This window comes from Providencia rettgeri, from assembly GCF_041075285.1.
Classification (GTDB): domain Bacteria; phylum Pseudomonadota; class Gammaproteobacteria; order Enterobacterales; family Enterobacteriaceae; genus Providencia; species Providencia rettgeri_G.
In genome coordinates this window covers 3,782,021-3,794,768 of the sequence record NZ_CP163512.1, presented here as the reverse complement: position 1 = coordinate 3,794,768, position 12,748 = coordinate 3,782,021, and the positions used below count along the sequence as shown (strand labels likewise).

The window sequence follows — 12,748 nt, the reverse complement described above, 5'->3', positions numbered from 1 at the left end:
TCACAATAATTTATGATTCAATTTTTATTTATTAATATCCAATTACATATTAACTAAGGAATTGTTATTCTGATTTAAATCTTTAATTAATTGGATTAATAACTGAACTAATGTTTCAAAATGGCTGTTATCTTGACGGAAATTTTCTAATAACCTAGACACACTGTTGTTTACCGTGTTTTTTTGGCTATCAATAGCTGTTTGTAAGCTTTGAAATTGTTGTGCCATAATATCTCCTCCCCACCATTCAGTATCAATTGCAGCCGATGCAGAGAATATTTCACTAATAGGTTTTAAATCAGGATATATATTAATGGTATTGCCATCTCTTTTGACAAAAAAACCTTGTCTCCCTAATTTTTTCTCCCAAAATTGTAATGCAGACTTATTGTATTCAAGGCTGGCAATTGGTTTAGTACTCTGTTCTGAGGGAGACCACCCCCCATAAAAGCTATTAATAATATGCTTATCATTTTGATTATAATTCCGGCCTGCACAATAAGTTGAATATTTTTCAAAACTTCTATTCAATCCATCTAAAAAGTTTCTTTTATTATATTGAACTTTTCCATCTTTCCCTGGCTCAATGTGTTGACTCATTTTTCCCAAGGCAGTATTGACATCTTGCATATACTCCGTTGCCTTTTTTATTATTTCACCGTACTGTTTTTGATACCCTGTATGAATGTTTTCGATAAGTTTTTTCGTTCCTTCAATATGTGGGCGTCCATCCACATGGTTAATTTTCGTGGTACTTCTTTTAGTGCGCAAACCGTTAACTAAATCATTGGTATAGTTTAGATCACGTTTAGCAGCTTGCATTTGCGCTTTAATTTTATCGAGGTTACTCGTTACAGCGTCTTCTCGAAAGGTCGTTGGGCTAAAGGAGAGCCCAAGGTCTTTAGCAAACTGAATGCTTTGCTCATAAGGGTCTACCAATATATCCGTATGAATATTTTCACTAACCTGGGAACGATGACCTTCTATCGTTTTTCCTGTCATATTCACGGGTATCGTATTGGCATAATTTCTCTGTGATACAATTTCCATCACTATCCCCTTACAACACTTTGGAAAGTTCTTAATTGACCTTCTCGAATCTCACGCAAATGTTCATTCATCTGTTTAACCAGATCTTTATCTTTGTCAATTTGCTTATCTTTTTCCCCCGAAACGGTGCGTGCAATATCTGCGGTAGATTGCTCTTGCATCTTATTGGCTTCTTCTTTTTTGACTTCAATTTGATTCACCGATGTCGCCATTTGACCTGCATTATCTGCTAAACGGGCACTTTGTTCCGCAATACTGCTTTTTGTTCGCTCGCTATTCATGACTTGGTCATGTTTTTGATATTCCACTTGGCTAAGCTTCTTAGTGCGTTGAGCCGCTTCTGTTGTACGTTGACTTGCCGTGGCTTGCTGAGAGGCACTTGGGCTATCAACCATGTCTATCCCTTGACCATCTTTACCTTTTAAATTCAATGAACTGCTTTTGGCTAATGAACTACTTTTGTTTAATTCGCTTAAACGATCAGCAACTGCATTATTTTGATTAGCTTTAACTAAATTATTTTTAATTGACTGATTTTGAGTTCGAAGTGATTTTAATTGGAACCCAGTGCCCACCATAGTGAAGGCCATTGAGACACAAAAGCTCGCTAATGCGCCAATCATCATTTTTTTACCTTCATTAATGGTCGACTCTGCCGCAGCTTTCACCATCCGAGCGTTGAGCATTAAGAATTCTGCGCTAATTTTTCGATCTGAAATAGCCACTTCACTCAGTACGCTGCGGATGATCTTAGCCAGCTCCAGCAGAATATCGCTACTTACAATACCGACAAATTGGCTAGATTTTACCTGATTAACGGATTTAACCTCGTTAGTTCCCTCAGCAACCATAACCTGATTATTGAGTACCTCTTTATAGATAGCACTCACAATTTGTGGTAGTTGTTTAATTTCCGCGACATCTACTGGTGTCACATGTTGAAAAACCTTCTCAAGAACTGCTTTATTTTCATCAAAAACCGGTACAGGAAGCGGCTGGTTTGATAACGCGAATTGGCTTAGTACACTGGATAATTGCTCATTATCAACCTCTTTAGTCGCCAATTTTAAAACGGGTTTTTCCGTGTTAAATTCAATGTCAATTGGAGAAACATTCTGTAAACTGATTTCTTTGCAACTCTCAGTCGTCGATGGCGTTTTCCCTTCTTGCGTGGCTTGTAGATGCGTTAATCCAAGGCTATTGCTGATAGCAACTTGTGATTTAGAATTTGTAATATCCATTTGTTTTCCTTGTAATTTATGCAAATCGAGCCGTTTTTAACATTTCGACTTTGTTATCACCTGATTGTTTTAGCGACGTCATCATGCCCATGAACATTTCATCAAATTGCTCACTGTTTTTTGACATGGCTTTAATCAGTGAATTAAGCAGCTCAGTTAATGACTGGATGGTTTCATTATTTAGCATCATTCCGGCTAACATCTCTTTCATATCACGCATATGTGCCGCTGAGTTCAAACGAAGACCTCCCGTTGTCGCGGCATTTGCAACTGTTACCCCTGCCCCCGTTGCTTTCATCCCCACTTCAACACGCGCCATCGTCACACTTTGATTTTTGACGCCCTGGGTGAGTTTTTCCGTTGATGAAACAGTATCTGATACATCATCCAATTTGTTGGTGGTTTGGCTAATCGACTTGGAAACCCCTTTTACATCATCAAATTTGTCCGCAAGCTTAGTTAATTTAGTTAGCTTCACCGCACTATTCGCACTATCCGCCACCGAATCACTCACTTTCACCAGTTGCCCGCCAATAGAGACCAGCTCGGACGTTTTATCTAGCTTATTTGCGCTTTGGCTAATGGCTTTAACGATGTGTTGTGCTTCATCAAACTTATCTGACAACTTGGCTAATTTTGATAACTTCACCGCACTATCCGCAGTATCCGCCACCGAATCACTCACTTTCACCATTTGCCCGCCAATAGAGACCAGATCGGACGTTTTATCTAGCTTATTTGCGCTTTGGCTAACGGCTTTAACGATGTGCTGTGCATCATCAAACTTATCTGACAACTTGGCTAATTTTGATAACTTCACCGCACTATCCGCAGTATCCGCCACCGAATCACTCACTTTTGCTGTTTTAGTCGCAATATTACCTAATGCATTCATTAGGCTTTTGGGCATTGATTTAATGGTATTTTTTAACAGAGCACCTACATTTTTAAGTAATAATTTGGCGGCATTTTTGACGGTGTTAACGAGGTTTTTAACCATTGATCCCATAGAAAGTAATGAAATCGCTAAAAAAGCGATGGCGGCGACAATCATGCCAACAATGCTGCCAATCTGTTTCGCTTTATCTTCATCCACACCAAAACTAATCAGCATATCCGTCACGGCAGAAGAAATTTCGTTTGCCAGCATTTGCATTAAACTGCCATGTCCCGTCTCCTCTAGCACGATATCAGCCACTGACATGGCAATACCAATTGCGGCGATGGCGAGGGTTAATGGTGCCGCAGTCCCAAAAGATGCCACCGTGGCAATCACGGAAACGGCAAGTAAGACATAGCTAAAAATTTTGCTGGCACATGATGCCGCTTTATTAGACTCAGCGGCTTTACGTTCTGATTCTGCCGCTTCCTTTGCCTTCTTATCTGAATCTTTACGAGAGGCTTCGTTGATTTTCAGCATCACCTCTTCTTGCTCTTTCATATTGCGAATCGAATCTTCACCCATCGCTTTTTTAAGCTGCGCCGTTAACATCGTTAACAGTGCTAGCGTGTTCTCCCATTTTTCGCCGTCAATATCTGTTCTACGGGGAGCCGATTCAATAAAAGTATTTAAATTGTCACTATCAGTTTGAGCCATTTTCGCTTGTTCAACAGCTAAATCAGACGTTTTCAGTATTTCTGCATTGAGTAACGAAATTTGTTGGCTAACATCAGCAATCTGATGGCTGACTGTTTGTCTATTTGATAATAAAGTCTTGTTTTCAGTTGTTAATTGGTCTAATTGCGAAGTTAAAATATTTTTTGTTTCCAATAATTTAGTTTCCGCATCCTGCTCTTCTTGGGTAGTTGCAGGAGAGGGAAGCAGAGTCATTAAGTCATCAACTTCCTTTAATTTTTCATGAATCGACTGCTGCTGAATCTCATTTTGTTCAATCGGTTTTTGGAAGGTGTCTAATTGATGATTTAACTCGTCAAGTTTAACGCGCAGTCGTGCATCTTCACCTTGTTGTGAAGCTAACTTTTCCTTAAACTCCCCCAGTTTTTCTGTATTTTTCTTAAACATATCTAAAAGTGCATTACCTTGGTTGCGTAATGACTCTGATTCCATATTGAGCAGTTGTAAGCGGTTACTTAGTTCACCGATATTCCCTTCATGGAGTAATTGGCGTATTGTCGAAAAGGTTTCAATTAACAACGCATTTGCATTAAATGACTTTTCACCTTGAGTGGTTTTTGCCATCATTAGCATCGCTTTAGGCGGATTCAAGGTCGGTGAGCGCTTAGCTCGAGCTTGCTTCATTTGCTCTGTTGACGTTAGCTCTCCACAGGCTTCTTCTAAAGCGAGAACCGACTTTGCGATATCTTCACTCATTGCTAATGGGTTACCCGCCTGCAAATAGGTATGAATATTTTTTATGCGTTCCTGATTTTCAATTTTCGAACTATTTGAAATGTCGACCATATTTATACCTCTTTAAGTATTTACTGATCCTGAAGGCTCAATATTTTTCTTTAATACCGTCAAATAAGCCTGTGACCTTTTTTGCAAATCAATATCCTCACTACTTTCTAAAACACTTTCAAAACAGTGCAGTGCCGCACTGCTTTTTTTCATCATTAGATTGCATTGACCCGCATGAAATAATGGCCTGTAATCATTTTTTGCAAGAACGAAGGCTAAGGCATATAACTCTGTCGCTTTATCATAACGTTTCATTAATTGGTAAACAGCAGCAAGCCCCATCACATAATCCGTATTATAAAAATCATAGATGCTTAAAAAACGAAAGAACGTTTCGGCTTCCTTTAATTTACCTTGTTGATAAAATTCATAGGCATAAGAATAAATGCCATCCATTGTGCTTTGTGGAATACCGTGGATATCTTTATACGTAGCCCCATCCATCAGTGCTGTTGTAATATTCCCCAGTAATTCTTCCATATCAATTTTTTTTATTTCATTATATTGAGTATCATTCATATATTTACCTTTGCATTAATATTTAATATATGACTCGAGTTTATACCCGTATCATAATCAACTCACTTTTTACCGGCTTTAAAAAAACGATTTATTCTATTGATCGTTATTTATTATTTATAAAACGTTATAAATTAGCCTTCTATTTTCTGGCTAATTTCCCTAATACGTCATCGACATCAACGCCCATCTGAACTAATTCAACTTGAATTAACCAAGACAAAATCTGCATAATTTCTTCCAAGCCCACCTCATCAATAAAGCTATCTTTTTTATATGAACGCCAAATCTTACGGGCTAATGGAATATCTCGAATAACAGGAACACCTTGCTGTTCAGCATATTTAATTATTGCCTTTGCCAGAGTTCCTCGGCTTTTAGAAAATAAAAAAGGTAATGGCGCAATGTCTGGATCATAATAAATTAAAATCGCAATATGCGTAGGATTCGCCATAACAAACGTTGAGTTACGCACATTCGTTTTGACCTCCTCTGACAGCAACTCCCGATGTAAACTTTTACGTGCGCTTTTTATATGGGGATCCCCCTCGTTGTCTTTATGCTCTTTTTTAACCTCTTGCTTTTCCATTTTTAAGTTTTTAATAAACAAGAAAAATTCTGTGATCATATCGACAACAATAATCAGCAATGCAACGGCAAGAAACACGATAATGAACGTGGTCGATAAACTCGCCCATTGGTGGATCATCCCATCTAACATTGTGCGATACAGCATAAAAATTTCGTGTCGCCAAAGATAAAAAAAGACCATCGTAGAAATAGCAAATACAATCAAATACAAAAATGCTTTTACAAGCTCTTTTAGCGAATTTAAAGAAAATATCTTTTTCAATCCTGCAATTGGATTTAGTTTAGTAAAATCAAGTTTTATTGCTTCTGTTGCTAATCTAAATCGGCTTTGTAATAGGGAGATTATTGTTCCTGCCAAAAAACACGCACATAAAATAGGCAATAAAATACCAAGAAAAATAATAAAAAATTCCCAAATTAACGTATCTATATTGATATCAGACGGAGATAACAATATCTTTTTCATCAGTATTGCTAAATCCTCTAAACTTGTCACTCCGTCAAAAATAAAAGCACTCACAACAAGTACAATTGCAGCTACCGAATCTTTGCTTTTATAACCTTGGCCTTTTTTTGCTGAATCTTTTATTTTTTTGTCGGTAGGTTTTTCTGTTTTTTCTGCCATTTATTTCCGCCCTTTTTCTGCCATAGACTTCCGATTAGCTATGATGAGTTAGGAAAAAAAACATCATTTAACGGGGATAATGAAATCATATTCACAAGTATATCGGGGACTTCATTTTGGAAATAAAGTAAAAACACAATAAATGCAATAATTGACTTTATTGCCAATGATAATGAAAATGCATTTATCTGTGGGCAAAATCGAGAATATAACCCAAGTGCAACTTCAGTAATAAATAAGGTCACAATAATTGGTGCCGCTAAAATAGCGCCTTTCAATACCAAACTATTTAGCCATTCCCCCAACGGTAAGCTATTAAAAGAGGAAAATCCGTGCCCTACAGGTAATAGATGGTAACTTTGTGCAAAAATGCTAGAGAGTTGATACATCCCCCCTTGCGCTAAAAATACCATACAAACGATATAACTTAAAAATACAGCAAGTTCCGATGATTCGGTTCCACTTGCAGGATCAACAATACTGCTGATGGTTTCACCGCGTTGGGTATCGATTAATTCCCCAATAATATTGGCTATCATAAAAGGTAAGCCTAGAATAAAAGCTAAAACTAACCCGATAACAATTTCATACACAAATATTTCAGCTAACCCGATTTTCTCCCATTGTATATCTGCTCCAGCCAAAAATGGCCATAGCCCCAAAGCAATATAGATAACAACACAATTTTTTATAATTCCGCCATTTAATAATTTATTGCTAAAAAAAGGCAGAAAAAACATCACAGGGGCTATTCTCAACCATGCCAGCGACAACTTTATCAACCCTTGTTGAAACAAAAAAAACAAATAGGAAGCAAGTGAGACTAACTCTTGACTCATTAGAATAACCCTACCGCTGGAATTGCTGCGGTAATAGCTTCAATGGCGTAGTTAATCACTTTGTCAGCCAGCCAACCTGAGATCATAAATAATGAACCAAATACAGCTAATAATTTAATCCCAAAAGGTAATGTTTGTTCCTGCAATTGAGTTACCGTTTGTATCAGCCCGACTAATAACCCAACGACTGTCGCCACAATAACCGGAATAGCTGATAAAATAACAATTAATAACATCGCTTTATTACTGATATATACAATCTGATCCATACCAATATTCCACGTCAGTGCTGTGCTAGTTCAAAATATTGCATCACTAACCCTTTAGAGATTAATGTCCATCCATCAATAGCAACAAATAAAATCAATTTTACAGGCACAGAAATCGTCACTGGACTCATCATCATCATACCGAGTGCGAGTAAAATACTGGATATCACTAAATCGATAACAACAAACGGTAGATAAATATAAAAACCGATTTCAAATGCCGATTTAATTTCACTTAATGCATAAGCAGGTAATAAAGAAAATAGTGTCGGCGCTGCCGAGTCTGTACTAATTTCCTCTTCACTACGTCCTTGTTGAATAGATTCAAAAAAGGTGACTAGTTGTGGATCTGAATACTTCTGCAAGTAGGTTTTATAACGCCCCAGTCCATCATCAACGAAGTTATCTATTGATTCCACACGACTAAAATCAACACCTTCTTGACGCATATAGTTATTCATATCCTGCAATACGGGCATCATCACAAAAATAGATAATAATAACGCAATCGCATTTAATGCCATGGTAGAAGGTACTTGCTGTACCCCAATTGCATTACGCACCATAACTAACACAATGGATATTTTTAAATAACATGTTCCTGCTGCAATAATAAAAGGAAGTAATGTCGAAAATGCAATGATCGCTAATAATGGAATTTCTTGTGGAACCGTTGGCATATTAAACCCTTTTATCACCTAGGCTAATTATGCGTGTGATCTCTAAACCTAATTCTTCATTATCACCCAAATAAATAAGCTCACCTTCTGCTACGAGCTGCTTATTAGCATAAACTTTTACTTCGCGTTCTTTATTTTTACCAATAGAGTAAATAGAGCCGGGTTGTATATTATCTATTTCTGAAATAGCAATATCGCTATGACCTAACACAAAGGTTAATTTAATACTCATCTCATCTAAATTAAATGGACGCTCAATTTCATCTTGATAATCTTCACTCAACGGTAAATCAGCAGTGTCTTCTGGTTGTAATATTTCTTCAATCATAAATAAGCCTTCTTCTTGTTTTTGAAACCGAGCAAATACACGCCCACCAATCAACATATGTAATTGTAATTTCTGAATATATAGTGCATCACCTAAAGATAATGAGCGCAATAATGAGAGACTAATATAGCTATCACCTAAAACCCAATCCGCAGGCACTAAGAGGTTTTCAAATTGTTTGGATATGGGCTTTCTCGCGGTCAGTCCTGCAATAGGACCAAGCAACATAGCATCACCAAGGGAGTCTTCTTTCGCTAATAAACCAAATTTTTCCGTATCAGCGTTATTGATCATCTCCACTGAGTAGCAACTAAACTGCTTATCAAAAAAACGTTTATCACTATTTTCAAAAATGAACATGTCACATAAGGTTTTGTCATCTAATGCTGCCCATGCGTAGTGCGTTAAATCAGGCCAACGGTATCGACACCAACGCTCAGCGTGCACCAAAACATGCGTATTTTGCGTTTCATTTTGTAAATAAACAGAAAAATAACGTTGATCTGCGGGGGTATTTTGGCTCACAACATCGACTTGGTATTGTTGTTGCCATGTTTTTAGCTGTTTTTCTCGCAAACTAACTCGTCGAATGTTCAACATATTTACTCTTCTTCTTGCTGATGTTGTTCCTGCTGCCGACTATGCTGCCGCCCGTGCTCTTGCCCTTGATCATGGCGAAAATAAACACTCTTTTCACCATGCAACAAGTGTTTGTTATCTTGTAATATCTGCTGCACTTCTTGGCTATATGTCGTTGCAATAACATCCGTTTTCGTCGCCAATTCAAACGTCACCGATGGGGTATTTTTCCATTGTTGGAATGTATAGGTTAACGTTCGTGGCTTATTTTCATTCAACTGCGCATTCTCAATTGCAGCACTGTGTTCAATCCATTTTTCAACCTGATGGGATATCGATGTCGATTCCTGTATTGTTGTTGGTACTTGGGGCGACGTTTGAGTCATCACACCGATTTCCATAGGCACTCGATTATTTTGGGTAATATTAGCGTGCTCAATATCAGTTATCTCTTGCAAAACGGGTTGGTTTTTCTCAATTTTCGCCAGATTTTGCAAAAAACGCTCGGAAGTCATTAGTGAGTGTGACTCAGCCGTGTCTGAATATCCGACTACAGACCGTGGCTCAGGACTATCTGAATACCCAATTGCAGAGCGTGGCTCTGTGCTATCTGAATATCCTATTACAGTTGCCTCTATACCATTCTCCGCGGGTAAGTCATGTAAAACAGATCCTGTATTGATTTGAACCTGTGGAACAAATACCGGTTGTGTGAGTTGTGATGGATTATTTTTTCCTAAAACAACCGAGCTACCCGCTTGAAATAACGGTGAACGTGCCAACTGACGTGGCGGTAATTCAGCCATAAGACGGGAAGAAGGTGCATTTTTTGGGGGGGTATCGAATAACTCCCCATTAGTGCCATCTTGATTTTCTTGTACATTTAACACCGAAGCTGTCGATTCCCAGTGTTCGGATGGGGTTAATTGGCTGATGAGATGATTAGAATGCTGAATCGTCTCATTCTCCCTAAAAGGGATAAGTGGCAAGCCGCTCATATTAATTAGGGGGATCTCATCATCAAGTAACCTATCATCTAATGGCATGGTATCTACATGATCGCTTCTTAGTTCCTCTTCAATATCAACTTGCTGCTCAAGCTCAATCTGCTCATTTTTGTGATCTAATGGGCAAAGCACCACTTGTTGTTCAGGTTCAACCTGTACTTTCTTGTGCTCTAATGAAGGAATAAAGACTTGATAATCAACTTGTTCCAACGTGGGTATTGCCATAAATTCTGTATGCTTTCTATCCTGAGCTATTGCTGAGCTACAAACAGGTTTCAATGCCACTGCCGGTTCTAATCCTTTCATAATCTTCTTGGCAAGCTGTTGATGGATTAATCCTTTTTCATTGATTTTACCTAGCTGACCAAAGCAACCTATCGGCTTAACCGCTGTTTCGATGCCTTCAGTAACGCCACTTATCACATTTTCATTTGAACATGATTTAATTGCTGACATGGACAAATAACTCCTCTATTTCATTTTGCTGCTGACGCTCTAATTTTAAACATCGTTTAATACGTTGCTGTTTAAGATATTTTTGGAATTTCTCGCACTTTTGATGCAACAAAAATGCCTGTGCTTTCATTTTTTCAGCCAGTTCTTGGTATTTTTCTATTTCCATTAAAATGCTATCAATTTGATATTCGTATTGGGCTATTTCAGCCAGTACCGCCGCTTTTAAGCGCTGGCGTTCCCAAAATGCTATCGGTTTGAGTTCTTGAGACTTTTCATACACAACAACTTGCGCGGTCAGAATTTTGATCCGCGCTTTCATATCGGCTGATTTTTGTTTAAGCGCTGAAATCGCTAAATTTAGTCGCCCTTGTTCTTGCTGTGTTTTATCTAAGCGGCGCTCAGTGAGGAGCAATAAGTCCTTGATGCTCATGATGTTAGCTGGGTGAGTTGTTTTAACATATCCCCAAAGTTACTTGGCTGCGCCATCCCTTGCCTTAGGAACATCTCTATATCAGCCTGCTTATTTAATGCTCTATCGTTATCCTTATTTTCCCCTTCACGGTATTCACCTAAGTCCAAATACAGTTGAAGTTGTTCGAGTTTCCCGAGCATTTCACGCACCTCAGTTGCGGCTTTTCCATGCTCAGAAGAAGTGACTTTTGGAAATACACGGCTAATACTGCGCAGAATATCAATTGCAGGGTAATGACCGCGCCCCGCCAATGTATGACTAAGATAAATATGCCCATCAAGTATGGAACGAATCTCATCGCCTATCGGGTCAGACTCATCTTCACTTTCAAGCAATACCGTATAAAAAGCGGTGATTGAACCTTGTTGAAGACGGCCGGGCCGCTCTAATAACAAGGGAAGTTGTTCGAACACAGAAGCAGGATAGCCTCGTCTTGCGGGTAACTCACCTGTCGCTAACGCCACATCACGCAAGGCCCTTGCATAGCGCGTCATCGAGTCGATATATAACAAAACATGACGACCGTTATCGCGATAATATTCCGCAATAGTGGTCGCTAATAATGCCGCGTTACACCGTTCTATTGGCGGGCTATCGGATGTGGCATACACAAGGATCGTTTGTGCCGCATGAGGAGAAGATTTTAGTTCTTCTATAAATTCAATAACTTCTCGCCCACGCTCACCAATTAAAGCCACAACATGGATATCCGCATGGGCATGGTTAATGATCATATTCATGAGTGACGTTTTTCCGCTCCCTGCCGCCGCAAAAATACCCACCCGTTGCCCTAATCCACAGGTCAATAAGCCATCAATTGCACGTACACCAGTAAACATAGGTTCGCTGATCGGTCGTCTTTGCGTCACACTAACGGGTTTATTATCAATGCGTTGTAAGCGACTCTCTAAATTTGTCACTTCTGCAATACTGTCGGTCAATAAACCCGCTTGCTCACCTGATGCGTCAAAGATTTTTCCGGCCAGATGCTCCCCCACTGGAAATACAAATGGATAGCCACTCGGTCGAATAACCACTTCACGGGTCAAACCTTGTGTACGCCCAATTAAACTTAATACCGTTAACCCCTCCTTAAAGCCAACGACTTGCGCTTTCGCAATAATTTCAGGGTTTGAAATTGACCGTTCAAGAAAACAAATTTCGCCAATAAAGACGCCCTTTAGTGGTGCTTCGATTAAGCATCCATGAATGCACGTAGGGTGTGCGCAGAGATCAAAAAATTTCATCATTTAAGCGGATAATTGTTCACGTAATTCATTAGCACGTTCGAAAAATTCCTCAAAACTATCCGAGAAAAGGGATATATCCTCTAGTGCGGATTGTTTTAATACCGCAGAGATAATCAACATATCATCAACTAAATTTAAAGCAGGTTGACCAGGTTGAAAATTACGTGGTGGATATTCAATAATAGATTTTAATAACAAACCACTCACAGAATCTAATCGGCTATAATTACAGTGTGTTAAATTGCACCAAATAATAATATCATCCGTTGACAGATCAATATTAATTGCAGGAGAGTCATTCATCTCTAGTTGAATATTTGAATGACAATCTAATTGTGAATTAATTAAATCACTACGTCCCATGCTATTTAAATATTTATTTAATGTTTCGATAAAACGATATTTCATTTTTAACTCCCT

13 protein-coding genes are annotated in these 12,748 nt (G+C 38.5%); all 13 read right to left on the bottom strand.

What is annotated here, in order from left to right:
- Positions 1-42: 42 nt before the first annotated feature.
- Positions 43-1,050, bottom strand: a complete 1,008-nt coding sequence (locus AB6N04_RS17465) for an IpaD/SipD/SspD family type III secretion system needle tip protein (RefSeq protein ID WP_369309490.1) — start codon at positions 1,048-1,050, stop codon at positions 43-45.
- 2 nt (positions 1,051-1,052) lie between these two features.
- Positions 1,053-2,291, bottom strand: a complete 1,239-nt coding sequence (locus AB6N04_RS17460; RefSeq protein ID WP_369309489.1) for a type III secretion target, IpaC/SipC family protein — start codon at positions 2,289-2,291, stop codon at positions 1,053-1,055.
- Positions 2,292-2,307: 16 nt separating this feature from the next.
- Entirely contained in the window at positions 2,308-4,713 is a 2,406-nt protein-coding gene (gene sctE, locus AB6N04_RS17455; RefSeq protein WP_369309488.1) for a type III secretion system translocon subunit SctE, read from the bottom strand.
- A gap of 12 nt (positions 4,714-4,725) precedes the next feature.
- A complete protein-coding gene (gene sicA / locus AB6N04_RS17450) occupies positions 4,726-5,193 on the bottom strand; it encodes a type III secretion system translocator chaperone SicA (RefSeq protein ID WP_369312165.1) in 468 nt (155 codons plus the stop codon).
- Between the two features lie 181 nt (positions 5,194-5,374).
- Positions 5,375-6,448, bottom strand: coding sequence for an EscU/YscU/HrcU family type III secretion system export apparatus switch protein (locus AB6N04_RS17445; RefSeq protein ID WP_369309487.1), 1,074 nt, complete (start codon positions 6,446-6,448; stop codon positions 5,375-5,377).
- A gap of 38 nt (positions 6,449-6,486) precedes the next feature.
- The gene (gene sctT, locus AB6N04_RS17440; protein WP_369309485.1) at positions 6,487-7,287 is read right to left on the bottom strand and encodes a type III secretion system export apparatus subunit SctT; all 801 of its coding nucleotides are present in this window, start codon (positions 7,285-7,287) and stop codon (positions 6,487-6,489) included.
- Entirely contained in the window at positions 7,287-7,556 is a 270-nt protein-coding gene (gene sctS, locus AB6N04_RS17435) for a type III secretion system export apparatus subunit SctS (RefSeq protein ID WP_369309484.1), read from the bottom strand. Before sctS ends, sctT begins: the two co-directional genes overlap by 1 nt.
- 14 nt (positions 7,557-7,570) lie before the next feature.
- On the bottom strand, positions 7,571-8,236 hold the full coding sequence (locus AB6N04_RS17430) for an EscR/YscR/HrcR family type III secretion system export apparatus protein (RefSeq protein ID WP_369309483.1): 666 nt from the start codon (positions 8,234-8,236) through the stop codon (positions 7,571-7,573).
- Between the two features lies 1 nt (position 8,237).
- The gene (locus tag AB6N04_RS17425; RefSeq protein WP_369309482.1) at positions 8,238-9,164 is read right to left on the bottom strand and encodes a FliM/FliN family flagellar motor switch protein; all 927 of its coding nucleotides are present in this window, start codon (positions 9,162-9,164) and stop codon (positions 8,238-8,240) included.
- Positions 9,165-9,166: 2 nt separating this feature from the next.
- Positions 9,167-10,606 carry a hypothetical protein gene (locus AB6N04_RS17420; RefSeq protein WP_369309480.1) on the bottom strand — a complete coding sequence of 480 codons (1,440 nt, stop codon included), beginning with the start codon at positions 10,604-10,606 and terminating at the stop codon, positions 9,167-9,169.
- Complete coding sequence (locus AB6N04_RS17415) at positions 10,593-11,036, bottom strand: hypothetical protein (RefSeq protein WP_369309479.1); 444 nt, start codon at positions 11,034-11,036, stop codon at positions 10,593-10,595. The genes AB6N04_RS17420 and AB6N04_RS17415 overlap by 14 nt, the downstream gene beginning before the upstream one ends.
- Complete coding sequence (gene sctN, locus AB6N04_RS17410) at positions 11,033-12,325, bottom strand: type III secretion system ATPase SctN (RefSeq protein ID WP_369312163.1); 1,293 nt, start codon at positions 12,323-12,325, stop codon at positions 11,033-11,035. The genes AB6N04_RS17415 and sctN overlap by 4 nt, the downstream gene beginning before the upstream one ends.
- 3 nt (positions 12,326-12,328) lie before the next feature.
- Positions 12,329-12,736 (bottom strand): type III secretion system protein, encoded by a 408-nt coding sequence (locus AB6N04_RS17405; RefSeq protein WP_369309478.1) that lies wholly within the window; start codon positions 12,734-12,736, stop codon positions 12,329-12,331.
- Positions 12,737-12,748: the final 12 nt, after the last annotated feature.

Excerpts from the sequence above, each read along its gene's own strand:
- AB6N04_RS17405 (WP_369309478.1), bottom strand. The coding sequence starts at position 12,736 with ATGAAATATCGTTTTATCGAAACATTAAATAAATATTTAAATAGCATG.
- AB6N04_RS17465 (WP_369309490.1), bottom strand. The coding sequence starts at position 1,050 with ATGGAAATTGTATCACAGAGAAATTATGCCAATACGATACCCGTGAAT.
- sctS (WP_369309484.1), bottom strand. The coding sequence starts at position 7,556 with ATGGATCAGATTGTATATATCAGTAATAAAGCGATGTTATTAATTGTT.
- sctE (WP_369309488.1), bottom strand. The coding sequence starts at position 4,713 with ATGGTCGACATTTCAAATAGTTCGAAAATTGAAAATCAGGAACGCATA.
- AB6N04_RS17415 (WP_369309479.1), bottom strand. The coding sequence starts at position 11,036 with ATGAGCATCAAGGACTTATTGCTCCTCACTGAGCGCCGCTTAGATAAA.
- sctN (WP_369312163.1), bottom strand. The coding sequence starts at position 12,325 with ATGAAATTTTTTGATCTCTGCGCACACCCTACGTGCATTCATGGATGC.
- AB6N04_RS17425 (WP_369309482.1), bottom strand. The coding sequence starts at position 9,164 with ATGTTGAACATTCGACGAGTTAGTTTGCGAGAAAAACAGCTAAAAACA.
- AB6N04_RS17420 (WP_369309480.1), bottom strand. The coding sequence starts at position 10,606 with ATGTCAGCAATTAAATCATGTTCAAATGAAAATGTGATAAGTGGCGTT.
- AB6N04_RS17460 (WP_369309489.1), bottom strand. The coding sequence starts at position 2,291 with ATGGATATTACAAATTCTAAATCACAAGTTGCTATCAGCAATAGCCTT.
- sicA (WP_369312165.1), bottom strand. The coding sequence starts at position 5,193 with ATGGAAGAATTACTGGGGAATATTACAACAGCACTGATGGATGGGGCT.
- sctT (WP_369309485.1), bottom strand. The coding sequence starts at position 7,287 with ATGAGTCAAGAGTTAGTCTCACTTGCTTCCTATTTGTTTTTTTTGTTT.
- AB6N04_RS17430 (WP_369309483.1), bottom strand. The coding sequence starts at position 8,236 with ATGCCAACGGTTCCACAAGAAATTCCATTATTAGCGATCATTGCATTT.
- AB6N04_RS17445 (WP_369309487.1), bottom strand. The coding sequence starts at position 6,448 with ATGGCAGAAAAAACAGAAAAACCTACCGACAAAAAAATAAAAGATTCA.